At 39.3% G+C, this 25,017-nt stretch carries 19 protein-coding genes; 7 read left to right on the forward strand and 12 right to left on the reverse strand.

Annotated elements, in window-relative coordinates; genetic code table 11:
- The first annotated feature begins 5 nt into the window (after nucleotides 1-5).
- Nucleotides 6-2,672 (forward strand): MGH1-like glycoside hydrolase domain-containing protein, encoded by a 2,667-nt coding sequence (locus AC106S_RS08290; protein WP_482438609.1) that lies wholly within the window; start codon nucleotides 6-8, stop codon nucleotides 2,670-2,672.
- A gap of 173 nt (nucleotides 2,673-2,845) precedes the next feature.
- On the opposite strand, the gene recO is transcribed toward AC106S_RS08290, so the two are convergent.
- Genes recO through AC106S_RS08310 form a run of 4 tightly spaced genes read right to left on the reverse strand, consistent with a single transcriptional unit; the run spans nucleotide 2,846 to nucleotide 7,509 of the window.
- Nucleotides 2,846-3,532 carry a DNA repair protein RecO gene (recO, locus tag AC106S_RS08295; RefSeq protein WP_482438610.1) on the reverse strand — a complete coding sequence of 229 codons (687 nt, stop codon included), beginning with the start codon at nucleotides 3,530-3,532 and terminating at the stop codon, nucleotides 2,846-2,848.
- Complete coding sequence (gene porZ, locus AC106S_RS08300; protein WP_482438611.1) at nucleotides 3,532-5,799, reverse strand: type IX secretion system anionic LPS delivery protein PorZ; 2,268 nt, start codon at nucleotides 5,797-5,799, stop codon at nucleotides 3,532-3,534. Before porZ ends, recO begins: the two co-directional genes overlap by 1 nt.
- A 1-nt stretch (nucleotide 5,800) precedes the next feature.
- Nucleotides 5,801-6,751: a bifunctional metallophosphatase/5'-nucleotidase gene (locus tag AC106S_RS08305; RefSeq protein ID WP_482438612.1), complete on the reverse strand. Its 951-nt coding sequence runs from the start codon at nucleotides 6,749-6,751 to the stop codon at nucleotides 5,801-5,803.
- Entirely contained in the window at nucleotides 6,751-7,509 is a 759-nt protein-coding gene (locus AC106S_RS08310; RefSeq protein ID WP_482438613.1) for a 5'-nucleotidase C-terminal domain-containing protein, read from the reverse strand. The genes AC106S_RS08305 and AC106S_RS08310 overlap by 1 nt, the downstream gene beginning before the upstream one ends.
- A gap of 107 nt (nucleotides 7,510-7,616) precedes the next feature.
- On the opposite strand from AC106S_RS08310, the gene dapA reads away from it, so the two are divergent.
- The 4 genes from dapA to AC106S_RS08330 all read left to right on the forward strand — a co-directional run bounded on the left by dapA (nucleotide 7,617) and on the right by AC106S_RS08330 (nucleotide 10,420).
- A complete protein-coding gene (gene dapA, locus AC106S_RS08315) occupies nucleotides 7,617-8,489 on the forward strand; it encodes a 4-hydroxy-tetrahydrodipicolinate synthase (RefSeq protein ID WP_482438614.1) in 873 nt (290 codons plus the stop codon).
- 114 nt (nucleotides 8,490-8,603) lie between these two features.
- Nucleotides 8,604-9,107, forward strand: coding sequence for a GNAT family N-acetyltransferase (locus tag AC106S_RS08320; protein ID WP_482438615.1), 504 nt, complete (start codon nucleotides 8,604-8,606; stop codon nucleotides 9,105-9,107).
- A 292-nt stretch (nucleotides 9,108-9,399) separates the two neighbouring features.
- Entirely contained in the window at nucleotides 9,400-9,981 is a 582-nt protein-coding gene (locus tag AC106S_RS08325) for a helix-turn-helix domain-containing protein (RefSeq protein WP_482438616.1), read from the forward strand.
- Nucleotides 9,974-10,420, forward strand: coding sequence for a response regulator (locus tag AC106S_RS08330; protein WP_482438617.1), 447 nt, complete (start codon nucleotides 9,974-9,976; stop codon nucleotides 10,418-10,420). Before AC106S_RS08325 ends, AC106S_RS08330 begins: the two co-directional genes overlap by 8 nt.
- Nucleotides 10,421-11,020: 600 nt before the next feature.
- Here AC106S_RS08330 and recG read toward each other — a convergent pair.
- The 7 genes from recG to AC106S_RS08365 form a co-directional block, all read right to left on the reverse strand.
- Entirely contained in the window at nucleotides 11,021-13,108 is a 2,088-nt protein-coding gene (recG, locus tag AC106S_RS08335; protein ID WP_482438618.1) for an ATP-dependent DNA helicase RecG, read from the reverse strand.
- A 126-nt stretch (nucleotides 13,109-13,234) separates the two neighbouring features.
- Nucleotides 13,235-13,768 carry a thioredoxin family protein gene (locus tag AC106S_RS08340; protein WP_482438619.1) on the reverse strand — a complete coding sequence of 178 codons (534 nt, stop codon included), beginning with the start codon at nucleotides 13,766-13,768 and terminating at the stop codon, nucleotides 13,235-13,237.
- A 42-nt stretch (nucleotides 13,769-13,810) separates the two neighbouring features.
- Nucleotides 13,811-15,286 (reverse strand): peptide MFS transporter, encoded by a 1,476-nt coding sequence (locus tag AC106S_RS08345; protein ID WP_482438620.1) that lies wholly within the window; start codon nucleotides 15,284-15,286, stop codon nucleotides 13,811-13,813.
- 283 nt (nucleotides 15,287-15,569) lie between these two features.
- Nucleotides 15,570-17,075, reverse strand: a complete 1,506-nt coding sequence (locus AC106S_RS08350) for a peptide MFS transporter (protein ID WP_482438621.1) — start codon at nucleotides 17,073-17,075, stop codon at nucleotides 15,570-15,572.
- 135 nt (nucleotides 17,076-17,210) lie between these two features.
- On the reverse strand, nucleotides 17,211-18,866 hold the full coding sequence (locus AC106S_RS08355; protein ID WP_482438622.1) for a peptide MFS transporter: 1,656 nt from the start codon (nucleotides 18,864-18,866) through the stop codon (nucleotides 17,211-17,213).
- Between the two features lie 135 nt (nucleotides 18,867-19,001).
- Nucleotides 19,002-19,802 carry a hypothetical protein gene (locus tag AC106S_RS08360; protein WP_482438623.1) on the reverse strand — a complete coding sequence of 267 codons (801 nt, stop codon included), beginning with the start codon at nucleotides 19,800-19,802 and terminating at the stop codon, nucleotides 19,002-19,004.
- A 9-nt stretch (nucleotides 19,803-19,811) separates the two neighbouring features.
- Nucleotides 19,812-21,941: a S9 family peptidase gene (locus AC106S_RS08365; RefSeq protein WP_482438624.1), complete on the reverse strand. Its 2,130-nt coding sequence runs from the start codon at nucleotides 21,939-21,941 to the stop codon at nucleotides 19,812-19,814.
- Between the two features lie 437 nt (nucleotides 21,942-22,378).
- Here AC106S_RS08365 and AC106S_RS08370 point away from each other — a divergent pair, with 437 nt between their 5' ends.
- Both AC106S_RS08370 and AC106S_RS08375 read left to right on the forward strand, forming a co-directional pair.
- Complete coding sequence (locus AC106S_RS08370; protein WP_482438625.1) at nucleotides 22,379-22,852, forward strand: hypothetical protein; 474 nt, start codon at nucleotides 22,379-22,381, stop codon at nucleotides 22,850-22,852.
- Nucleotides 22,853-22,863: 11 nt separating this feature from the next.
- On the forward strand, nucleotides 22,864-23,049 hold the full coding sequence (locus AC106S_RS08375; RefSeq protein WP_062701290.1) for a DUF6496 domain-containing protein: 186 nt from the start codon (nucleotides 22,864-22,866) through the stop codon (nucleotides 23,047-23,049).
- A 164-nt stretch (nucleotides 23,050-23,213) separates the two neighbouring features.
- Here AC106S_RS08375 and glgP read toward each other — a convergent pair whose 3' ends face one another.
- Nucleotides 23,214-24,881, reverse strand: coding sequence for an alpha-glucan family phosphorylase (gene glgP / locus AC106S_RS08380; protein ID WP_482438626.1), 1,668 nt, complete (start codon nucleotides 24,879-24,881; stop codon nucleotides 23,214-23,216).
- Between the last annotated feature and the right edge of the window lie 136 nt (nucleotides 24,882-25,017).

Genomic DNA, 25,017 nt, shown 5'->3' on the forward strand with positions numbered 1-25,017 from the left:
CGCTTATGACGGAAAAACAAAGAATTTCAGATGTTTCCTGGAAAAAATGGGGACCTTACGTCAGCAACCGGGAATGGGGGCTTGTGCGTGAAGATTATAGTGAAAACGGTGATGCATGGAACTATACCGGCCATGATACAGCCGAAGCCAAAACGTACCGCTGGGGTGAGGAAGGGATCTGCGGAATCTGTGATGATCTGCAGCGAATGGTCTTCTCCGTAGGATTCTGGAATAAAAAAGACAGGATGATAAAAGAACGGTTCTTTGGCCTTACCAACGGCCAGGGAAACCACGGAGAAGATGTGAAGGAGTATTTTTATTACCTGGACTCCACTCCCACGCATTCTTATATGAAGATGCTGTATAAATATCCGCAGAAAGCCTTTCCCTATGAAGACCTTGTAAAGACCAATGCAGAAAGAGATAAAAATGAACCGGAATATGAACTGATTGATACCGGAATTTTTGATTCCAATGAATATTTTGACATCTTCATTGAATATGCCAAAGAAGGTCCTGATGATATTTTGGTAAGGCTTACCGTGATCAACAGATCAGAAAAGGAAACTTCCCTTGTCGTCTTACCCACAATATGGTTCAGGAATACCTGGAATTGGGGATATGATGATTATCAGCCCAGGCTGTTTGCTGAAAAGGGCGGACGGATCAGAGCAGATCATAAAGATCTCGAAATAAAAAATATCTACGCCAGACAGTTTTCTGAAGTCCTGTTCTGTAATAACGAAACCAATAACGAAAGACTTTACCGGTCGTCCAATACATCAGGATACTGTAAAGACGGTATCAATAATTATATAATGACCGGTGATTCCCGGTCGGTAAATCCTGAAAATACAGGAACTAAAGCCTCTTTTTTCATAGATGAGCATTTTAAAGGCAGAGAATCCAAAACATTTGAATTCAGGATTTCTGATAAGGAACTGAGTGATCCGTTCGCAGCCTGTGATGCTGTTTTTGAACAGAGGAGGAAAGAGGCCGACGATTTTTACGCCGGAATTCAGGATGGAATACCGTCAGAAGACGAAAAACTCATACAAAGACAGGCATTTGCGGGAATGCTCTGGAATAAAATGTATTATCATTATAACGTTGAAAAATGGCTGAAAGGCGATCCTGCCCAAATGTCTCCTCCCAAATCCCGTGAAAACATCCGGAATTATGACTGGAAGCACCTTAATAATGAACATATCATTTCTATGCCCGACAAATGGGAATATCCATGGTATGCCACCTGGGATCTGGCTTTCCATACCATAAGTTTTTCGCTTATTGATCCTGATTTTGCAAAATACCAGCTGAAACTTTTTCTCTTCGAATGGTACATGCATCCCAACGGACAGCTTCCGGCCTATGAATGGAACTTCAGCGATGTCAACCCTCCTGTACATGCCTGGGCCGTTTTCCGGGTATTTAAAATTGACGAATATCTGAAAGGAAAACCGGATCTTGAATTCCTGGAAAGTGCTTTTCAGAAGCTGCTGATGAATTTTACCTGGTGGGTGAATAAGAAAGATAATAACGGGAATAATATTTTTGAAGGAGGATTTCTGGGGCTTGATAATATCGGTGTTTTCGACAGGAATTCCGTTCTTCCCAACGGAGAGCAGCTCGAGCAGTCGGACGGCACCAGCTGGATGGCCATGTTTGCCCTGAACATGATGAGAATAGCTCTGGAACTGGCCCTCTACAATAATGTGTATGAGGAAATGGCGATGAAATTTTTTGAACACTTTCTGTCCATTGCCAATTCCCTGGATAATATGGGGGAAGAAGATTTCAGTCTTTGGGACGGGGAAGATGAGTTCTTTTACGATGCCATTGCTTCCAGCGACGGAACGCACATGTATTTAAAGTTAAGAACAATAGTAGGGTTGATTCCCATGTTTGCCGTTGAGGTGATAGATGATGAAATGATTGAAAATCTTCCCAATTTCAAAAAAAGAATGAAGTGGGTGCTGGACAATAAACCGGAGCTGGCTTCCCTGGTTTCGCGATGGGAAGTGAAGGGGCAGGATTCCAAACACCTTTTATCCCTGCTCAGAGGGCATCGTCTGAAGAGGTTACTGAAAAGGATGCTGAATCCGGATGAGTTTTTAAGTGAATACGGAGTAAGGGCGCTCTCTAAAGAATATGAGCAGAACCCTTATACCCTTAATCTCAATGAAACGGATTATACTGTAAAATATACACCGGCCGAAAGCGACAGCGGACTTTTTGGGGGTAACAGCAACTGGCGCGGGCCCGTTTGGTTTCCGGTTAATTTCCTGATCATTGAAAGCCTGCAGCGCTTTTTCTTTTATTACAGCCCTGATTTCCTGGTTGAGTATCCTACGGGAAGCGGAAATTATTCCAACCTGGATCAGATTGCAGACTCTCTGAGCAAAAGGCTGGCTAAAATATTTTTAAAGGATGAAAATGGAAAACGTCCTGTACACGGGCAGTATGAAAGATTTCAGACAGATCCTGATTTTAAAGATTATCTTTTATTCTATGAATACTTCCACGGGGATAACGGCCGTGGAGCAGGAGCCTCTCATCAGACGGGCTGGACAGGGCTGATAGCAAAGATCCTGCAGCCGAGATTCTCCAAAAAAGAAATGGCAGAATCTGAAACGGAAATGCCGGAGGAAAAAACCAGTCAGAAAAAATAAAAAATGCGGGTCCGGGATCATAATTTCTGCTTTAGACAGGTTTGAAGCCGCGAGGTGGAAGAAGAGAGTTACGAAAATCATCATTGATAAATGACATTCTGTTTCTACCTTTTTTAAAATCATTTGATTTCAAAGTAGGCATCAATACCTATATCTAAAAAAACTTCCGGCCTTTATTCAAAAATCTGCTGGATCACCTCAAGGGATGCCGGCATTTTAAAATCGGTTATATGATAATGATAATAGACAAGTATGCTGTCCAGAAAATCTTTTCTGAGAGCAGAATGGATTTTTGTTGAATATATATCCCCTGAAGTAAGGGCTGTTTTCCAGACTGAGGAAATTTCCTGCCCGAATAGCTGATGAGCCGCGACCGCAGAAAACGTCCCGGTTTCAGGATCTAAAAAAGAGCCGTCATTAACCAGCGGGGCTACTCCCTGAATCTTTAGAATACGGATCAGAAAAAGCAGGTGACACTGATAATTTTTATTCATCAGCTCATTGAGGAATTCATCAATATTGAAAAAGATATTGGGATTTTTATTTTCGTGCCTCAAAACCTGATTCAGGAAATCTGAAATGAAAAATATAACGGTGCCGGCCTTAATATCGGTATAGACATCGTTGGTTTTCAGCAATTCAAATTTTGAAACAGACGGAATTCTGCCTCCTCTGGCAGGGGTTACAGAAAAACTGAGTTTATTCAAAGGCTGAAGCAGGGCTTTCTTTTTATTTCTTTTGGAATATATTCCTTTCAGAAAATAGGTCTGAAAGCCGTCTTCTTCTGTAAAACAATGCAGAACAGCATCGTTTTCGCCATATTTTATGAATGAAAGTAAAAATCCGTTCTGTGAATTCATTAATTAACTACGGCTATTTTGGCGGTAGCTTTATCTGAACCGTCTTCATTGGTCATCAGTACGAAATAAATTCCCGAGGCCACGCGGGTACCCTTATTGTTGTTAAGGTCCCATTCGTAATATCCTCCTCTGGCAACGGCTGAATGTACCACATTTCCGGCTGCATCGGCAATTCTGATATTGGTTTTTTCAGCAAGCCCTTTTATTGTTACCTTTCCTTTAAAGTTGGAGTATACCACAGGATTAGGATACACGACCACATTTCCGAAGTTGGAGGTTACATCGGCTACGTCGCCCTGATAAACAACAATTCCGTTATAGGTAACAAAATATACTTTCCCTGTTTTTTTATCTACTTTAATGTCTGTAACAGAGTTGGTAGGAAGAGGTGAGTTTTCTTTTGTAAAATGTTTGATGGTCTGCTGGCCGTCAGAGGAAAGATAGTATACACCGCCTCCATCTACGGAAACCCATTTGTGATCTCCTGCATCCACCTCCACCTGGAGGATCTGGGAATCTCTGAAAAGCTCTTCTCCAAGTCCGTTCTGTTCAATAACGATAGGGGCTACCTGCGGATCAGATCCTTTAATTTCGGTAGCGGCATTGGCCAATATCCTTAATCCGCTGTCGGTACCGATCCATGCATCTCCGGATTTATCGATAGCCACCGATATGGTTCCTTTTGAGTTACCTGCAAATCCGTTGGTGTCTCTCAGGATGTAATCTACATCATCGGAAAAGCTGCCGGCATTTTTATAATCATATACGATGAAAGTGTTGGTTCTGGGAGTAGGAATCCACAGCATGTTTTCATAAAACAGAGGTTTCTGAACCGCATCGCTGGTGATGTTGAACTTCTTTAGATTGAAGTTATCTGCAGCGGGATCGTAAACCCCTATTGAAGCAATTCCTTCATTATAGGAAACAGAAACAAAAAAGTTGTTCTGGTTATCCACTGCAAAACCAACAGGACGGTTGTAAGCAGGCAGGGTAGTTCCCAGATTATAGTATTTTACCAGATCAAAATCTTTATTGGTTGGGTTATACTTCATTCTGTAAACACCTTGTGGCCCTCCGGTTGCATAGTTTGTGAAAAATACTTCACTGTTATCCCTGGGATTAAGTACAGCATCCAGAACATTCATAAGGCTGGTATTCTGTACGAAATAGGAAGAATATATCCATTCAGAACCGGAGAAATAATAGAATCCGGGTCTTTTTGGATTGTTTACGGGGGTATTGTATCTTCCGTCTCTTGCACCGGACGATACTAAGATCTGGTCATTGTCATACAGGTTAATTTTGTATGAAAAATTAGAATATGGTCCGGACGGCTTATACATGCTGCCGCCTTCATCTTTTATTCCTGATAATATGGTTCCTCCATATATTTTTCCGTTGGTTTTTATGGCGGTATTGCATTCTTCTCCTACACTTACTGTTCCCTGGTTTATTCCGTTGGTACCGAATGTGTAGATTCTGGCAACATCTGTTACCACAATATTGTCTGAAGATACTACGATGTCGCGGATATTTCCGAAACTTGCGGGAAGTGGAGTGGAAACTCCGTTATTATACAGGAATGCAGAGGTTGCAGATGAAAATACCAGGGATGTTTCGGCATCAATATGCTTAAATGCTCCGGGGATTTCTGTCACCCAGGTGGAATATACCGGAAAAGTGGTATTCATCTCATGGGTCTTCAGTCCGTTGTCGGTAGCAGAATATACTTTATTGCCGAAAATAACGGCTTCGTTGCTGGCTTCATATAGACCTCCTCCTGTCATAAAGAAGGTTGAATCCCCAAATTCTTTCCTGTTCAGGTTGAATATAGAAATTCCGTAGCCTACGGAAATTACAGCCTGATCTCCTGTGATAGAGATATGGTTGATTTTTTTGCTTCCGTTATATCCGGTGGCAATAGGAATATCAACGATATATTTAATTTCCTGTGGAGTAATAACATCCAGGGAGCCGTTACTATACCCTATAATTCCGGTTTTAGTCTGCGGGTTATAGTCAAAGGCAGTGATTCCTGTATTATGAAGGCCGTTGGCTTTAGATAACTTTGTAATCTCTCCTGTTGAGATTGTATAATAGAATATCCCGTTTTCCGTAGCGGCAATTATTTTTCCATTGTCTTCTTTCATTGCCAAGACATTGTTGTAGGAAAAAATATCCGTCCATTTTTTTGAGGTAATGACCTGCGCATTTGCCAACTGCAGGGATGCTAAAATACCAAGAGAAATTATAGAAAGTTTTTTCATATTATGCGGTTATGCTGCTGTCAATCACCTGGTTGTTCCAGGAAATATGCTGTATGTTTTTATTAATGTCAAAGTGGAAATCAATTCTTCCTAAAAGCAGGCCTGCCCATCCAACCTGGTTTACCAGAACGTTTTTTCCCTGTCTGTTGGTATACGTCTGGGGTTCCGGAAGGAAAGTATGGGTATGACCTCCCAGAATGATGTCAATATTTTCTGTTTTGGCGGCCAGGATCTTATCACTTATTTTACCGGGTTCATCCTTATAATCATAGCCGATATGTGAAAGGCAGATCACCAGATCACATTTTTGCTCATTTTTCAGGAAGTTTGAATAATGCTGCGCTACTTCTACGGGATCCGAATATACGGTTTCTCCGTATTGTTTTTTGCCGACAAGCCCGTCCAGTTGGATTCCGACCCCGAAAATTCCGACTTTGATTCCGTTTTTATTGAAGATTTTATATGGTGAGGTTTTTCCGTCCAGAACCGTATTCCTGAAATCATAATTGGAACAGATGAAAGGGAATTTAGCGTTGGGAAGTACCTTTAAAAAACCATCCAGACCATTGTCAAAGTCATGGTTTCCCATAGTGGAAGCATCATACTTCATCATGGACATCAGTTTGAACTCCAGTTCACCACCGAAGAAATTAAAATAAGGAGTTCCCTGGAAAATGTCCCCCGAGTCCAGAAGAAGCACATTGCTTTCCTGGCTTCTGATCTGCTGAATCAGGCTTGCCCTTCTGGCAAATCCTCCCTGATTGGGATTTTTCGTATAACCGGCATCAAAGGGTTCTATCCTGCTGTGCTGGTCGTTGGTATGAAGAATGGTAAGTTTATTCGCGGATTTTAAAGGATTGAATTTTAATTCTTCCGCCATCATCATATTGGGAGCTAAAGCCATTGCTAAAGATCCGCCTCCTATTGCTTTTAAAAATTTTTTTCTATCCATTATTTCTTACCGGTAAAATTTAAACGAACATCTGTATTGGGAATTACTTCAGGAGTTTTTTTGAAATATTCAATAAACAGATCTCTCAGTTTGATTCCCGTAGGAATCGCTTCTCCTTTTGAGAAAAATTTCATATTGTCGCCTCCTAACGCCAGATAATCCGAAGTTGCAATATAATATTCCTGGGACGGATTTACAGGCTTTCCGTTGATTAAAGTTTTGGTAAGCTGCCCGTTACCGGTTTCAATGTACAGGTGGGAAACAGGGTTGTTTACCTGTGTTTTTGCGTAATAATCGTAAAGTCCCTGAAGGTCTGTTCCTTTCAGTTTCACAATGATGACTTCATTTTCGAAAGGCATTACCTCAAATACGCTTTTCAGGAGAATATCTCCTTTTCCGATGGTTGTTCTGATTCCTCCGATGTTGATGAGCGCAGCATCTACATTTTTTTGCAGATGGGTTTGGGCCCATGCATCAGCTCCCTCGAATGTATAGTCAGCCAAAAGATTACCCAGATTGCTGTTATCGCCCTGTTTGGTAAGATCTACGCTGGTATGGGAGATCTTCTGGTTCATTTCTTTATCCAGTTTCTCTTTATAGGGTTCAATAACTTTTACAAATGCCTCATCATTTTTTAGCTCATTATTAATAGAAATGTTTTTCCGGGGCTGAACACTGGCCAGCTGCAGCGTGGAGGCTGTCTTGCAGGCAGTCAGTGAGACCAGAGCAATTCCTAGTAACAAGAATTTATTTTTCATAATATCTTTTAGTATATGCAAATATAATTATATGTATAATAAAACATTATTATTTATTACAAATTCTTACGGTAAATTATTAAATTTGACAAAAATAATTCGAACAGATGAGCATTTTAAAAGGAGTAGGTGTTGCATTGGTAACACCCTTTAATGAAGATTTATCCGTTGACTTCGATAGTTTAACAAAACTTGTTGAATATAATATCGGAAACGGAACCAATTATTTGGTAGTACTGGGAACGACAGCTGAGGCTGCAACGCTTTCTGATGAAGAAAAGAAACAGGTAACCGAACATATCATTAAGGTAAATAATAAACGTCTTCCCCTGGTTCTGGGAATCGGCGGGAACAATACTCTGGAAGTCAAGAAACAGATTGAAGAAGCGGATCTTTCTGAATTTGATGCAGTGCTTTCAGTGTCTCCATATTATAACAAACCTAATCAGGAAGGGCTTTACCAGCATTATAAGATGTTGGCTTCCACAGGAAAGAATATCGTTATTTATAACGTTCCGTCCAGAACGGGGCAGAATATTGAAGCAGACACTACAATCCGTCTCGCAAAAGAATTTCCGAATCTTTTCATGATCAAGGAAGCAGCACCGAATATTCTTCAGTATTTTGATATTCTGAGAAAGAAGCCTGAAGGATTCTCTCTGGTTTCAGGGGATGATGAGTATACACTTCCTGTAACACTGGCCGGAGGAAACGGAGTGATCTCTGTGATCGGGCAGGCCTATCCAAAGGAATTTTCAACAATGGTTCAGCTGGCTTTTGAAGGAAAAGTGAAAGAAGCCTACGAGATCCATAATAAACTGGTAGAAATTACCCGTCTTATTTTTGCAGAAGGAAACCCTTGCGGAATTAAAGTGGTACTGGCAGAAAAAGGTATTGTTAAAAATTATCTGAGACTGCCTTTAGTTCCTGCTTCAGAAGGACTTTATGCAAAGATCAAAGCCGAAATGGCCAATATTTAAGGAAATCCATGAATTGATAATTTTGCTGTTAAACTGCAAGATAAAATTCACAATTACAACATAATAACAGAGTGAAAAGTTCCGGCTTTTCACTTTTTTTTAATCATAAAAAGTATGAAATTAACAGAAGCAACAGAAAAAGACATCCCGCTGATCCGGAATCTCGCCAGAAGATCCTGGGAAAATGCTTATGCAGAAATCCTTTCCAATGAACAAATGGAATATATGCTTTCAGAAATGTATTCTGAAAGCGAACTGACAAAACATTTTCAGGATGAAAATTATCACTATTACCTGATCATGGATGAAAATACAGGTTCTTATGAAGGATTTATCGGTTATGAGCATCATTATGATGATCATATTACAAAACTTCACCGCATTTATCTGGTGCCGGAAAGTAAGGGTAAAGGTTTCGGGAAAGAAGCGCTTCGGTTCCTGAGCCGGAAAGTTTCTGAGAATGGGGATAAAAAAATCATTCTGAACGTTAATAAGAATAATGAAGCCAGACGCTTCTATGAGTCCCAGGGATACCGTGTTTACGGCGAAGGTGTATTTGATATAGGCAACGGATTTGTGATGGATGATTATATGATGGAATTCTTAATTCACGAATAATTGACTTAAAATTGTGTAACAATATATTATAATTCTATAACAGGTGATATGGGTTTTTAAACCATCTTTGCTCCAGAACCAAATCACTTATACAATACATTCATATGCTTGGTTTTGAGCTGTAGCAGCTTTTTATCAGTATATTTTTTTCATCCTTAGTGTTTAATTCCTGTATTCAACAATGCAGGAGTTTTTTGTTTTAAATAGGAAAATGAAAAAAAACTTCACTATTTCACTTTCAATTGAAATAAATCGCTATATTTACTACATAATTTAACACACTATATTAAGGATGAAAATGTATGTAAAATTTGATTTCAATGCACTTTGCAAGAAGATATTGGATGAGAAGCTTAAAGAGCATGGACTGAAATACCGGATGCTGAACTTTGGCGAAGTAGAGTTTTACGAACCCATTACGCAGGAACAGCACAGTCTTTTTAAGAAAAATCTTGAAGATTACGGAATTGAAATTATCGAAAGCCAGAAAACTGCTCTGGTACAGAAAATAAAAGATGCCATTGTAGAGCTGGTATTTTCTGAAGAGCCTGTTTCCGTAAAAGCCTCCATCTATATCGCCGAAAAACTGAAGCACAGCTATGGATATCTTTCCAATCTGTTTTCGGAACTGGCTTACACCTCTATTGAGAATTTCATTATTCTCCAGAAAATAGAATATGCCAAAGAACTGATCATCGGCAATAAACAGAGTCTTACGGAAATTGCCCACAAGCTTAATTATTCCAGTGTAGCACACCTCAGTACTCAATTTAAAAATACAACAGGAATAACACCTTCCCAGTTTCAGAAGCTGATTGTAAAGAGAAGAAAGGCACAGAGTATGATCATCCATTCCCAAATGCAGTATGAATAAAGAATTTCTGAACGTGATTGTCACAGATCATGACGAAGGGAACCTGGTATTCTTTAAAAGCATATTCAAAGACCTGAAAATTGAAGTAAAAGTTCAGTGTTTCTCCCATACATATGCACTGATGGATTATCTGAACCGTGAAGAGGCAATTGTTCCTGAGATTCTGTTTCTCAATTATCATATGCCGGATAAAAGCTGTATAAGCTGTATCAGAGAAATAAAGGAAGATTTGAGATTCAGCAGTATGGTGAATGCGGTATATGCAGATGTCATTACAGAACCCGAAACTGATGAATTATTTGTCCAGGGCGCTAATATTTTTATCAGACAACCTGATACCTATGAAAATCTTAAAAAGGTTCTTACAGAAGTGATTGTTGTTAATTGGCAATACCATACCTCAGGACTGAATAAGGAAAATTTTATCATGAAAATATGATGCATATTGATTTTTTTGAAATGTTTTTTTTGTTAAAATTAAAAGTATTTAATACATACTATTCACAGAAAAGTGAAAATTTTATAACTAATAATTAAAATAATATAAGAGTAAATTCAGCCAATATCAGCAATTTTGTAAATGTAAATAAGCCGGCAAAAATCAGCGATATCATAAAGCAGTGAATGGCAGAAGATCGGTTATCGATCAGAAGCAAAACTATAAATCACGATGTTAGTTAACAAAATGAATTATAATTATTTCCAATTAGAAAGCATAGAAGATCTTTAAACAAAACGGTACAATCATGAAAACTTGAGCTGGCTGGAGGGTATTAATATTCGTTTCATTCCCAAACCTTCAGCTTAGACACAGTTAGTTTTTATAATAAGCAAGTTGGAAAAATAATTCATTTTGTTTTTTATAATTTATTTTAATAGTTAGGACATAAGCATTCAAATAATATATAAATATTTTCACACCACATCACAAAATATTAAAGTCCTGCTATTAAAATAAATTTTTTAAGACGCCAAAAGTAATTTCTTCTAAATAACAGTTTTATAAGGGGGCCGCGGAAAGATTCTTTTCGCGGTTTTTTTATGAAATCTTACTCCACTTATTCTTTCCTTTATAGTATTTCAGATAGTAATTTCTGATGACCAGATTCTCCGGTCCGTTCAGGTGAGGATCTGCTTCCAAAATTCTGTCAACCGTATTTTTTGTTGTTTTAATGATCGCTGCATCACTCACAAGATCCAGTTTCTTGAAATCCACAACCCCGCTTTGCTGGGTGCCGAGAATATCTCCGGGACCTCTCAGCTGCATATCCACCTCCGAAATTTTGAATCCGTCGTTGGTTTCCGTCATGGTTTTAATGCGGGTTCTGCTTTCCTTAGACATTTTATCGGAAGTCATCAGAATACAGTAGCTCTGTTCGGCACCTCTTCCTACACGTCCCCGCAGCTGGTGGAGCTGGGAAAGCCCGAATCTTTCGGAACTTTCTATAACCATTACCGAGGCATTGGGGACATTTACTCCCACCTCAATCACAGTGGTGGCCACCATAATTTCTGCTTTTCCGGAAGCGAAATAATTCATGGCAGCATCTTTTTCATCAGGTTTCATTTTCCCGTGAAGCATGGTAACATTGTAGTCTGAGAATGCATCCATCACATGTTCAAGGCCTTCCATCAGATTTTTGTAATCCAGGGTTTCAGACTCTTCAATCAGCGGATAAACGAAATAGATCTGCCTTCCTTTCCGGATTTCTTCTCTGCAGAAGTTATACACATAGGTGCGGTCTTTTTCCTTTCTGTGAGCAGTAATAATAGGCTTTCTGCCCACAGGCATCTCATCAATGACAGAAACATCAAGATCAGAATAAAAGCTCATGGCGAGCGTTCTCGGAATAGGGGTGGCCGTCATCACAAGAATATGGGGCGGAATTCTGTTTTTTGCCCATAATTTGGCCCGCTGTGCAACACCAAACCTGTGCTGCTCATCAATAATGGCAAGGCCGAGGTTTTTAAACCTTACTTTATCTTCCAGTATGGCATGGGTACCCACTAAAATGGAAAGAGAACCGTCCTCAAGTTCCTGATGGATGATCTTACGCTCAGAAGCTTTGGTAGAACCGGTAAGAAGCCGGACATTGATGCCGGTTTCCAGCAGAAGATCTTTAATTCCGTTGTAATGCTGCTGGGCGAGAATTTCAGTAGGAGCCATCAGGCAGCTCTGAAAACTGTTATCCATAGCGATCAGCATGGTCAGTAAGGCAACCATTGTTTTTCCGGAACCTACATCTCCCTGCAGAAGCCTGTTCATCTGGATAGGCCTTTTCATATCCATGCGGATTTCCTTCAGAACTCTTTTCTGAGCATTGGTGAGATCAAAAGGGATATGATGATTATAAAAATTATTAAAATGGTCTCCTATAATAGGAAAAGGACTGCCAATAGCCTGGGATTTGTGATGCAGCTTTTTCAGACCGTATCCGAGCTGGAAAAAGAAGGATTCTTCAAACTTCAGCCTGTGGTCTGCTTTTTCAAAATGGTCCATATCTTTCGGGAAATGGATGTTCAGAAACGTATGCTGCCGGGATAAAAATTTAAAGGCCTTTATCAGATATTCTGGAAAGTTTTCTTCGATAAGATTGGGGATTTCTTTGCAGATATTTCTCAGTATAACCTGAAAAAACCTCTGATTTAACCCTCTTTTGGTTAATTTTTCTGAACTCGGATAAATAGGTTTCAGACGGGTATCTCCCTCTTTCCTCTCTTCTGCATCAATTTCCGGGTGCGGCATAGAGAACTGCCTGTTGAATACATTGATCTTTCCGAAGATATAAACTTCCCGGTTTACAGGAATCTGTTCTTTCAGCCATTTTGAATACTGGAACCATACCAGATCCATGGTTCCGGTATCATCGCTGAATTTTGCCGAAAGTCTTTTTGTTTTCCCCGTCTGAATCTCCTGAATCTGGGTGATCTTTCCTTTAAGCTGGATTTCCTGACTGCTTTCTTCCTGAAGCTGGGATATTTTATAAATCTTATTTTTATCCAGATACCGGATAGGGTAGAAGTTCAGAAGATCATCCACCGTAGAAATACCCAACACATTCTTGATAAGTTTGGCTCTTTCAGGTCCTATACCTTTTACATATTCTATGGAAGTTTCTAAAGTCATTATTACTGAAATCCGGAGATCAGGCTCTGAACGGAAAACGAAGGTCCGAATTTCGGTAAAATAAAAAAGACTTCCAAAAAAAAATGGAAGTCTGAGTTTTTGTATAGGAAAAATAAGTATTTCTGTTTAATCTCTGATCTTTGATTTGAATTTTTTCTGATAATCTTCCCACTGCTCTCTGGTCCGGATCTTTTTAAAAAGATCTTTTGAGATCAGTTCCAGATAAGGTTCCAGTTCTTTAGCAGATAATTCTCCCTGAAGAATGGTAATCGGGCCACCGTTTTCATCCAGAAAAACAGTACTGGGAACTGCGCCTACATTCATGTATTGGGTGAATTCGTGCAGCGAATTACGGCCTTTTTTATGTTCTGTATTTTCATTGGCAAACGTTCTCCCGAAAATTTCCAGGGTTTTCTTTTCTTCAGCATTGAATTTTACAGGATAAAAATTATCGTTCAGAATCTGGGCAATCACTGTATGGCCGTAGGTTTTTTTATCCATGATCTTACAAGGGCCGCACCAGTCTGCATAAAAGTCGATCAGAATTTTTTTAGGATTTTCTTTCTGGGCTTTTATCGCTTCTTCAATAGTCATCCATTTCACCTGGGCAAAGCTGAGACTTAATAAAAATAATAGGATTATGCTTAAAAATTTTTTCATATCTTGATATTTACGTAAAAATAAGCATAATATGCCTACTTTTTATTTTACATCCTGCATTAATTTCTTCACAAGCGAAGATAACAAAATTAATACCACACCGGCAGATAACGCATAGATTCCTAAAGTTTTATATCCGTCTGTATAGGCTAGCAGTTTACTCATATTGGTATTTCCTGTATTCGCTTCCGATAGGCTGGCTCCGATTTTCCCGGCAGCAAACTGCCCGAATGCACTGGCCAGGAACCATAATCCCATCATCATTCCGAACATTTTTTTAGGAGACAGTTTGGTGATAATAGACATCCCGATCGGGCCGAGACACAGCTCCCCGAAAGTAATCACCAGCCAGGTGAAAGTAAAGAGATTCAGTGAAGATTTTCCGTCTGGCCCTGCAAAGAATCTTAAGCTGTAAAATAAAAAGAATCCTGCTGCCAAGAATAAAAATCCGATTCCGAATTTATTAATGGTATTAGGTTCCAGTTTTTTCTTATTCAGACCTACCCAGGCCAAACCGATTAACGGGCTGAAAATAATAATGAAAAATGAGTTGGCACTGTTGTTAATAACATTAGGGTCCATCCCAAATCCAAGTAAGTTGTGAACCAGGTTGTCTTTGGCAAACAGGGATAAAGACCCTCCGCTCTGCTCATAAATGGAATTGAATAAAAAATACATGAAAATGAAGACAAATGCAGCAATCAGCTTTTTCTGGTAGGAGGAAGTCTGCTTCAGTGTTTCCATGATGAAATAACCAACGGCAACGACACCTATCAGATACATAAAGTAGTCTGTATAATCTGTATTCTTCACCATGATGAAGATCAGAGGCATGCTTAATAAAGCTCCTATGTATACCAATACTTCACGCAATGATCTTTTAGACTGAGGCAGCATCTGAATCGGGGAATCTCCGATGGGACCTAAGGATTTTTTAGTGATGAAAAACGTAATCAGCCCTAAAAGCATTACCACGGCAGCGGCAAGAAAACACCACGACCATGAGTGATATTTACCCAAATACACACACAGAGCTCCTCCTAAAAGTCCTCCGATATTGATTCCGGCATAAAAAAGCCCGTATCCTGCATCTCTCCTCGGGTCATCTTCTTTATAAAGTTCTCCTACCATAGATGAGATATTCGGTTTGAAAAATCCTGTGCCTATAATAGAGCAGGTAATTCCAAAATAGAAGAAATCATGGGGTGATACAGCAATAATTAGGTTTCCGATCATCATAATGAGTCCGCCGAATATCAGGGATTTTTTGAATCCCAGGATTTTATCGGCAAAAATACCGCCTATGAATGTAAAGGCATAAATGAAAGCCTGTATGGCACCATATTGAAGGTTAGCTTTGTCTTCCAGCAGTCCGAGCTGATCTACCATAAAAATAGTAAGGACTCCCCGCATTCCGTAAAAACAGAAACGCTCCCACATTTCTACGGTAAAAAGCGTCCAAAGCTGTTTAGGATACTTTCCTTTAAAATTCTGTATTTCTTCTAGAGTTAAGCTCATAATTGTATATGATTAAGTTTTAATTAGGGTTTTTTATTGTTATTCTGATCCAGTTCGAAACGGATTCTGTCCTGATCAATGATTTGTTTTAATTTTTCTCGATTTTCCAATTTGCCGGTAAGTAAGCAGAAAGGTAGAATTCGCTATTCGAAAAACTTTTTCGCGCGACTGTCTGATGAGTTCCTTTACGGACAGAAATAAAGAATCTTCGGAAATTTCCATCATACGAAAATAAAAAAAACCTCTGACTTAACAGAGGTTTTTATATAATTGATTGAATTTATTATTTGATACCGTGCATTTTCTTTTCAAGCCATCTGCTGATCACGAAAAGAATAAGCGCAGCTATACCGCACATGATAACAAATACGATAAAGAAATCGAATAGGTTGGTAATTTCAAATCCTAAGAAAGAAGTTGTTTTGGCAGGACCTCCGTTTTCTCCACCACCAGGAATTAATGCTGACAGCGTACCTGCAAACTTATTGGCTGCAGCATTTGCCAGGAACCATGTTCCCATAAGCAGGGACGAAAAACGTACAGGAGATAATTTAGATACCATAGAAAGTCCGATTGGCGAAAGACAAAGCTCTCCCATCGTATGGATTACATACAGACCGATAAGCCAGAACATGGAAACTTTATCCATCATTCCCAGACCGTAAACAGCATAAGCTATTACAGCATATCCGAATGAAATAAGGGCTAAACCATAAGCCATCTTTTTAGGAGAAGACGGTTCTTTGCCACGGTTCCCCAGTCTTAGCCAGAATGAAGAGAAAAGTGGAGCCAGAAGGAGAATAGCCAAAGCATTTACAGACTGGAAGTAACTTGCAGGCATTTCCCATCCGAAAAGGTTACGGTCTGTCTGCCTGTCTGCAAATATAGTGAGTGAAGCACCTGCCTGTTCGAAGGCACCCCAGAAGAAAATAACAAAGAATGCAAGAATAAAGATCACTACAATACGGTCTCTTTCATCTTTGGTAAGACTTTTATCTGTAAGAACAATAAGCGGCATAAGGATCATTGCTCCGTAAATAAGGTATCCGATAACATCCAGTTCGCTGTTGAACATCGTTTTGAAATTCATCAGGAAGAAAATCAGACCAATTGAACCTAAAACAATAAGCAGCTGAACAAATCCGAATTTAGCTCTAGGCATACCGATAGGTTTATGATCAGCATCTACCAATACTTTATTCTTTTGGGTAATGAAGGTAACCAAACCGATAAGCATACCGATTCCGGCTGCCAGGAATCCCCATTTGAAGTCTACTTTTTCTGCTAAAGTACCACATACAAGAGGCGACATAAAGGCCCCCAGGTTGATACCCATATAAAAAATAGTAAATGCGGAATCTACTCTACGGTCCCCCTGTGGATAAAGCTGCCCCACCATAGTGGAAATATTCGGTTTGAAGAAACCGTTTCCGATGATCAGCATTGTAAGACCCAGCCACATCAGGGTAATAGCACTGCTTCCCGTAGTGGAAGCACTGAAGAACAGGATAAACTGCCCGATGGCCATCAGTAATCCTCCAATTTCTATACTTCTTCTGTTACCTAAAAAACGGTCTGCCAGATATCCTCCTAAAAGGGGAGTAAGATAAACCAGTCCCGTATAACTTCCATAAATTTCTGATGCATTGGCATCATCCATAAGGAGCATTTTTGTCATGTAAAGTACAAAAATAGCACGCATTCCATAGTAAGAAAAACGTTCCCACATTTCTGTTAAAAACAGAAGGTAGAGACCCTTAGGATGTCCTTTCTGCTGAGCTGTATCCATATTTCTTGTTAAATTTTTGTTAAGACTGACAAATATAGTTTATTTTGAGTTTTTGGCAAGGTTTTAATTTTATATTTAAATAAAAAAGCTGCGGAACCAGTCCGCAGCTTGCTATTCTTTATACAAATTGAAGGATTAATGTCCTTTTTCCTTCATGATCTTATTTAATCTTTTTAACATAGAAAGTCCTAAAAGAGTCGCAAATATTAACAACGCGAAATTCACAAGGAAATAATTCATTTTATTGTCATAGCTGTACCATGTACTGGCCAGGATTCCTGAAAGTTTGTTTCCTACCGAGTTGGCAAGGAAGAAACCTCCCATCATCAGTGCCGTGATTCTCGCAGGAGAAAGTTTGGAAACAAAGGAAAGCCCCATTGGTGAAAGGCATAATTCCCCGATTGTGATCACTCCGTATCCTGCTACCAGCCATAATGGCGAAACTTTTACGGCTCCGTTATCACCGGCCATTACGGCAAGTACCATTACCAGACATGATAAACCGGAAATAAATAATCCCAGTACAATCTTGGTGGGCGTTAAAGGTTCTTTTCCTTTTCTTCTCAGTAAAGCCCAGAATCCTACCACAACAGGAGTCAGAGCGATTACCCAGAACGGATTGATCGACTGGAATAATTCTGTATTATAGAGGTAGACTTTACTTTCTGGATTTTTTTCCAAAGCAGCACGCTGCTCAGGCGAAATATTTTTAAAGTAAACATCTTTCCCCATTTCTTTTTTTGTATCTCCATTGTCATCTTTCTGGGAACGGAACTGGTTGTCGTAAACAGGAACTTCCTTGTCTTCAAAACTTTTTCCTTCAACCATATAGATCCCTTCCAAAGGTTTTTCCAGAGAAGCAGGAACACTTCTGTCCGTATAATAATTGGCCCATCTCGTTAAGGCTGTACCATTCTGCTTGAAAACTGCCCAGAAGAACATACTGATCATAAATACTGAAAGCAATGCTCCGATGGAAGGCTTTTCTTCAGGTTTGGCTTTAAAATAAAGAGAGGCATAAAAGTAAATAACAGGAATACAGGCAAGAATGAATGCATCCGTACTGTCGCTTCCGAAAATATTTCCGGGAATAAACCATCCTGCAATTCCGAAAACAATAGCAGGTACAAAAACTTTAACCAGTATCTCAGAAAGTTTGGTATCCCCTTCCTGTACAGGTTTCATCTGCGCTGCATGGATATAATGTTTTCTTCCTATACTAAAGATAACAAGGCCGACAAGCATTCCTACCCCGGCTGTGATGAAGGCCTCACCCCAACCGAATTTATTACGCATGAATGCTGCAATAATATTACAGATAAATGCCCCGATATTGATTCCCATATAGAAAATGTTATATCCGGAGTCCTTATTCGCTTTATAAGGTTCTTCAGAATACAGGTTTCCCAGAAGGGTAGAAATAGTAGGCTTAAAGAAACCGTTTCCGATGATGATCAGGGCCAGAGAAGCATAAAATAAAGGAAGTTCTTTGAAAACTCCCATTCCGATGTACCCTGCCGCCATCAGGATTCCGCCCAGGTAAATAGATTTGATGTAGCCTAAAACCCTGTCAGCCAGAAAACCTCCAAGAAAAGGGGTAAGATAGGTAAGTGCGATATACGTTCCAAAAATGTCATCAGCCGTTTTATCAGGCAGTCCGAGGCCGCCTTTCATACCGGCAGGCTCAATCACATAAAGAACAAAGATTCCGAGAATCAGATAGTACCCGAAACGCTCCCACATTTCTGTGAAAAAGAGGTAAGGCAGGCCTTTAGGATGTTTAGTCTTCATATATTCAAATTTCAAATTCCCCCAAAAATAAGTTTTTAATTTTAATTGATAAAATAAATAATTTTCCCTTAAATGATTAATAAAACAAATAGTAAAAATCCCCTTCAAAAAATGAAAGGGATGTTATGATTGTTTCTAATTTTCCGGGATAACCGGAGGAGGTACGGGAGCCGCAGTATTGTTATATCTTAGCTTTTCCGTTTTGATTTTTATTCCTCCGTTGATCAGTTCTTCCATAGCAGCTTCATGCTGATTGAAAATTTTCTCAGGGGCTGCTGCTTCTGTCACGACATAGTAGCCGTCATCGGTCACAAAATGATTCTGGATAACTTCATACCCGGTTTCAGTTTCATAAAACCTTATATAAAACATATCAGTGCCGTTTACTTTTCTGAATTCTTTCTTTCTGACGGATATTTCAGGAGATTTAAGAAAGACAGAAACAACAGTGTTTTTAGCTTTTTCAATGGTGGTTTCGGAATTGTTAATCCTGTAACTTCCGAATGAACCCTGAATTTCCTGGTTAAAGAGACTTCTCAATAGGTATTCGTTAGCTCCCTGTTCATGCTGTTCAGTGGTGATGATCCACTTTTCAGGATCAAAATAGATCCCGCCATAAACTATTTTACTTTTCACCAATGAGGTGGCAGTGCTTTTCTTTTCAAAATTTTCCCTGCTCACAGGGATCTTTTCAAAATGAGCTTCTGTTTTTGGGTCAGCATATTTCCACGAATGATCCTTCAAAAGGAGAACGTGAACCTGATGATCTATAATGGCCTCCAGTGAAGAGGCATGCGCAAAATCCGGGTAGCTGCCGGAAGGTACCCATGTCTTATCCTCACGAAGCATGGCTTCATTTCCATCTTTCATGGCTGCTCTCTGTGACAACACAAAAGAACTCCACAGTAAACAGGTTACAGAAAACCAGTGCTTCATCACCCCGGATTATAAATTATTTAAAATAAAATCCGTCATCTTCTGATACAGCTGCGGTCTTGTCTGTCCTCCGTAGATTCCATGATTCTTATCCGGATAAGCCATAAAATCGAACTGTTTTTTGTTCTGGATTAATGCTTCCGATAATTCCATTGAATTCTGGAAATGTACGTTGTCATCGGCTGTTCCGTGAATCAGAAGGAATTTGCCTTTCAGCAGTTTCGCGTATTCAGTAGGTGAGTTTTTATCATATCCGTCAGGATTTTCCTGGGGTGTTCTCATGAATCTTTCCGTGTATACGGAATCGTAATATCTCCAGTTGGTAACCGGTGCTACGGCAATTCCGGCTTTGAAAACATCAGCACCTTTGGTCATTGCCAGACTGGTCATATATCCACCGAAACTCCATCCGAACATACCGATTCTTGTTTTATCAATATAAGACTGGTTTCCAAACCATTTGGCAGCTGTAATCTGATCTTCAATTTCGTATTTACCTAAATTCATATAGGTTACCTTCTTGAACTTAGCTCCTTTGTAGCCCGTTCCACGCCCATCCACACAGGCTACGATATAGCCTTTCTGTACCAGGTGGTTGAACCATAATGCATTTCCATTATCCCAGGAATTGGCTACCTGCTGTGATCCGGGTCCTGAATACTGGAACATAAACAGAGGATATTTCTTATTCGGATCAAAATTCTTTGGTTTCATGATCCAGGCATTCATCTGGTCGCCCACAGCATTCGGAATTGTGATGAATTCCTTTTCAACAAAATTATCTGCTTTAAGTTTCTGAAGCTGGTCGTTGTTGTTCTGAAGCTCTTTGATCACTTTACCGCTTCCGTCTTTCAGCACAAAAGTGTAAGGTTTTGCAGCAGTAGAAGAGGTTTCAATGAAATAATTATAGTTTTTGCTGAAACTGGCTGAATTATTTCCTTCCGTATTAGAGATCAGCTGGGATTTTCCGTTTTCAATATTGACTTTGGAAACCACTTTATTGATACTGCCTTTCTCTGTGGTCTGTACATAAATTTCTTTGGATTTCGGATTGAATCCATAATAGTCGGTTACTTCCCAGTTTCCTTTGGTGATCTGTTTTTTCAGCTTACCGTCTTTGTCATACCAATACAGATGGCGGTTGCCGTCTCTCTCTGATGCCCACAGGAAAGAATCATCTTCAAGAAACTCCAGGGTAGGGCTGTCCGTATCGATCCATTTCTCATCCGTTTCAGTGAATAATTTCTGAACCGCTCCGGTTTTAGTATTTACTTTAAGGATATCAGAAGCATTCTGTATTCTCTCGGAAGTGATCAGAACGATCTCATCAGGTTTTGCTGTCTGGAAAACATTCGGGATATAGTAATTCTTGAAAGAACCTAAGTTGAGCGGCATAATTTTTCCCGTATCCAGGCGGTAGAGCTGCGCAGAAACTACGGAATTTTTTTCTCCGGCTTTAGGATATTTATAACGCATCTCGTCCGGATACAGCTTTTTGCCGTAGATAGGAATATAGATCTCGGGAACCTGGCTTTCATCGGACTTTACAAAGACAATGGCATCGGAATTCTTTGTCCATTCATATTGTCTTGCATGTCCGAACTCTTCTTCATATACCCAGTCGGCAAGTCCGTTGATGATTGAGTTTCTTTTACCGTCATTCGTTATTTGGGTAATTTTTCCTGAATCAAGGTCCTGATAAAACAGGTTATTATCTGCAATGAAGGCTATTTTTGTAGCATCAGGAGAAAATCTCGGCTCCTGAACAGGTTTTCCTTCGTTCAGACTGATCACTTTTCCGGTTTTCAGATCTTTTACATCAAATTTTCCTAAAAATGAATGCCTGTAAATAGGCTGGCTTCCCAATTGTAAAAGAATTTTGGATTCATCATCGGAAAATTCATAGCTTTCGAAGCCTCCGTCTACCAGATTTCCTTCTTTCTGTGACGTTTTATACGAATATTTTGCAATTCCTCCGGGTTCAATCACCAGATAATTCTCACCGTTTTTCATGGAAGTAATTCCGGCAATCCCTTTTCCGCGGTAATATCCTGAGTATATTTTATCTAAAGTAATTTCCTGAGCTGATACATTCTGGAATACAGCAGCAATTGTAAGTGTGAGTAAGAATTTTTTCATTTCTAATTTTAATGATTCCAAATTTAATAATTCTTACGTATATAACCATATAAAACAAGAAACCGGGTCTTTATATCCCGGTTTTTCAGTTATCCTTAAAGAACAGGGCCTTCTATTACCGGCGGATAATAGTTTCTTGGAGCACAGATAGGATAAAGCAGGTTGCATGGTGTTGCCGGAGCATCCCCTATAAAACCGAGTCTGTATGTACAGGTTTCGGGATCCAGACATCGTGTCATCCCCGGAAGACCTCCTCCCTGGATTTATTTTAACTGTTCTCTGGTGATTTTCTTTGGGTTTTTCATAATGATATTTTATTTTTTTTGATTGTACTACTAAAATAAATAAAATATCCTTATGTGGTGAATTTTATTAAAAAAATAAATTTGGCAAAAAAATTGAATATATAATTACATCAATCAATTAAAATAATAATTATGGAAACGAATGCATACAACCAGAAACTGAACCGATATGTTTTGAACGATCAGATCGTGTATACAGGTTTTTCAAGTTTTAAAGATGCTGAAGACTGTGCCCAAAAAAAGGGCGGTACCCTGGTTGAAGTAGGTTTTAAAGACGGAAATGACAATCCCCAGATTACCAATGAAGCCGGTTTGATTGAAAAACAGCTTCATTACTATGTATATGCAGGTGACGAATATAAATTTATTCACTCTTCAGATCCGGGATTCAGAAAATATGCGGATGAACTTCAGAAAATAAAAGCAAGAAATGACAAAACAAGTCCCGATGAACGATACTTTGCCAATTTTGAAATTGAAAATTCAGAAGACCCGATCATTGTGATTAAAAATGATCATTTTGAATCGGTAACTTCAAGAGAGCGCTGTAAATATCTTAAACACGCTCAAGTGTACGAACTAGGGGTATCCCTGCCAAAATCTTAAAAAAAAATATCATGAGCAAGACAAAATATTCAGAAAAAGCTCAGGACAAAGTAGGAAAGGTAATGCACGAATTTAAGGAAGGAAAACTGAAATCTTCTTCCGGAAAAAAGGTCACCAGCAGAAAACAGGCGGTAGCCATCGGTATTTCTGAGGCCAGAGAGAAAGGCCTGAAGGTGCCGAAAAAGAAAAAAGATTAATTTAAACAAAAAAGCCGTCTCACAACTTGTGAAACGGCCTTTTTTATGAAGTTTTCCTGTATCCCTATACGATGAGGGTTTTCGGTTAAGCGATGCTCAACCCACATCGTTTAGTTGTGATACATCTTCTATTTTTTTTAACCAGAGCTGATGAACTTTTGTTTCTAGCCATTCACATTATTGTAAAGTACCCGGTAATATTCATCAGCCATCCTGTCGCTGTTGAACTGGCTTTTTACATCATTCATAGCGTTATACTGAATCTTTCTCCACCGGGCCGGATGATCGTAATAGGTTGGTAGGATTTCGTTTTCGAGAATTTCATAAAGTTGATTCAGGTCATAATTGTCCTGTTCATAAATACTCATATTCAGGTAATCTGCTTTGGGAACAACGAAGGCATTTTCTCCCGGTTTGGCAAATTCAGGAATCCATCCATCATCGGTTGACAGATTGACGGACCCGTTCATGGCAGCCGTCATTCCTGAGGTTCCGGAAGCTTCTCTCGGAACCCTCGGGTTGTTCAGCCACAAGTCTGACCCCTGTTTTAAAGATTTACTCAGAGAAAGTTCATAGCCTGTAAGAACCGCCATATTCTTATGATTTTTACTTTCCTCAACCAATGAGTTGAACGTGGAAATAGCAGTATAATCCATTGGATAAGGTTTTCCTGCCCAGATGACCTGTACCGGATATTTCGGGTTGTTCAGCAGTCTGTAAAATCTCTCTTTATCATGAAGAAGAAGATCGGCACGTTTATATCCTGCAAATCTTCTTGCCCATACGATAGTAAAGACATTCGGACTGAACAGGTTTCCGGTCTGGTCTGCCACTATTTTGAAAAGTCTGCTTTTTAAATGTTTCTTGCGGTAATCAAAAACGGTTTCATCATTTTCGTCTTTCGCATTATAAAGCGGCTTGTCTGCCCAGTATTTGAATTCCTGTGCGTTGGTAATGGAGGTAATTTCACAGATTCCGGGATATTTGCTCCACATCAATCTGGAAACCACACCGTGAAGCTGGGAAACCCCGTTGGCAATTCTTGCCATTTTCAGGGCACACAGGGAATGGTTGAAACGGTCGTCATCAGCGCCTTCAATGTTTTTCACATCTTCCATACTGAAACCGGAGAAATAAGACATATCATAGCATAATTTAAGATTATGCTTTTCATTTCCTGCCTCTTCCGGAGTATGGGTAGTGAATACCAGTTTTTCTTTTACCCTGTTCAGGTCACCATTGTATTTTTTAAGAAGATAGAAGGCTGCCGGAAGCCCGTGAGCTTCGTTCAGGTGATAAACTTCCCTTTCCGTATTCATCTCATCCAGAAGTTTTGCTCCTCCTTTTCCTAAAAGAATATACTGAGCCAGCTTTGTGGATTCATTGGCATCATAGAGTTTATGACAGATGGTTTTGGAAACATGATCGTTTTCAGGAACATCCGTAGAAAGGAAAAACATAGGTGCCGTATTGAATATTTCAGGATCCAGATACCATACTTTCACCCAAACCGGAGCGCTGTGAATTTCGATCTGGAATTTTATTCCTGTATCTTCAAGAAAGCTGTACATTTTCCTGGTCCATACCGGCTGCAGGGTCTGATCGTGGTTTCTTCCCTGATCATAATACCCGAACTTCCATAGAATTCCGATTCCGATAAGGTCCTGCTTAAGATTGTATGCACTCCTCATATGAGAACCTGCCAGGAATCCCAGCCCTCCCGAATATATTTTTAAAACCTGATCAATGGCAAACTCCATTGAAAAGTAAGCGGTTTTTTTTGAATATTGTGGATTGATGCTGTAAGGTATTTTAAAATTTCTAAAATCCATAAATTACAGTTTTATATTAGAAGGGGCAAAGGTATTAATTATGAAAATAAACTTTATATTAATTATTTGATAAATTAATTTAAAAGTATCCGCCGAATAATTTTTTTACTTATCTTTATTATATAATTTTTTGATT

This window comes from Chryseobacterium sp. FR054 (genome assembly GCF_056844565.1).

Excerpts from the sequence above, each read along its gene's own strand:
- AC106S_RS08350 (WP_482438621.1), bottom strand. The coding sequence starts at position 17,075 with ATGGATACAGCTCAGCAGAAAGGACATCCTAAGGGTCTCTACCTTCTG.
- AC106S_RS08340 (WP_482438619.1), bottom strand. The coding sequence starts at position 13,768 with ATGAAAAAATTTTTAAGCATAATCCTATTATTTTTATTAAGTCTCAGC.
- AC106S_RS08345 (WP_482438620.1), bottom strand. The coding sequence starts at position 15,286 with ATGAGCTTAACTCTAGAAGAAATACAGAATTTTAAAGGAAAGTATCCT.
- porZ (WP_482438611.1), bottom strand. The coding sequence starts at position 5,799 with ATGAAAAAACTTTCTATAATTTCTCTTGGTATTTTAGCATCCCTGCAG.
- AC106S_RS08355 (WP_482438622.1), bottom strand. The coding sequence starts at position 18,866 with ATGAAGACTAAACATCCTAAAGGCCTGCCTTACCTCTTTTTCACAGAA.
- AC106S_RS08320 (WP_482438615.1), top strand. The coding sequence starts at position 8,604 with ATGAAATTAACAGAAGCAACAGAAAAAGACATCCCGCTGATCCGGAAT.
- AC106S_RS08360 (WP_482438623.1), bottom strand. The coding sequence starts at position 19,802 with ATGAAGCACTGGTTTTCTGTAACCTGTTTACTGTGGAGTTCTTTTGTG.
- AC106S_RS08325 (WP_482438616.1), top strand. The coding sequence starts at position 9,400 with ATGAAAATGTATGTAAAATTTGATTTCAATGCACTTTGCAAGAAGATA.
- AC106S_RS08330 (WP_482438617.1), top strand. The coding sequence starts at position 9,974 with ATGAATAAAGAATTTCTGAACGTGATTGTCACAGATCATGACGAAGGG.
- dapA (WP_482438614.1), top strand. The coding sequence starts at position 7,617 with ATGAGCATTTTAAAAGGAGTAGGTGTTGCATTGGTAACACCCTTTAAT.
- AC106S_RS08310 (WP_482438613.1), bottom strand. The coding sequence starts at position 7,509 with ATGAAAAATAAATTCTTGTTACTAGGAATTGCTCTGGTCTCACTGACT.
- AC106S_RS08365 (WP_482438624.1), bottom strand. The coding sequence starts at position 21,941 with ATGAAAAAATTCTTACTCACACTTACAATTGCTGCTGTATTCCAGAAT.
- AC106S_RS08370 (WP_482438625.1), top strand. The coding sequence starts at position 22,379 with ATGGAAACGAATGCATACAACCAGAAACTGAACCGATATGTTTTGAAC.
- AC106S_RS08290 (WP_482438609.1), top strand. The coding sequence starts at position 6 with ATGACGGAAAAACAAAGAATTTCAGATGTTTCCTGGAAAAAATGGGGA.
- AC106S_RS08375 (WP_062701290.1), top strand. The coding sequence starts at position 22,864 with ATGAGCAAGACAAAATATTCAGAAAAAGCTCAGGACAAAGTAGGAAAG.
- recO (WP_482438610.1), bottom strand. The coding sequence starts at position 3,532 with ATGAATTCACAGAACGGATTTTTACTTTCATTCATAAAATATGGCGAA.
- AC106S_RS08305 (WP_482438612.1), bottom strand. The coding sequence starts at position 6,751 with ATGGATAGAAAAAAATTTTTAAAAGCAATAGGAGGCGGATCTTTAGCA.
- glgP (WP_482438626.1), bottom strand. The coding sequence starts at position 24,881 with ATGGATTTTAGAAATTTTAAAATACCTTACAGCATCAATCCACAATAT.
- recG (WP_482438618.1), bottom strand. The coding sequence starts at position 13,108 with ATGACTTTAGAAACTTCCATAGAATATGTAAAAGGTATAGGACCTGAA.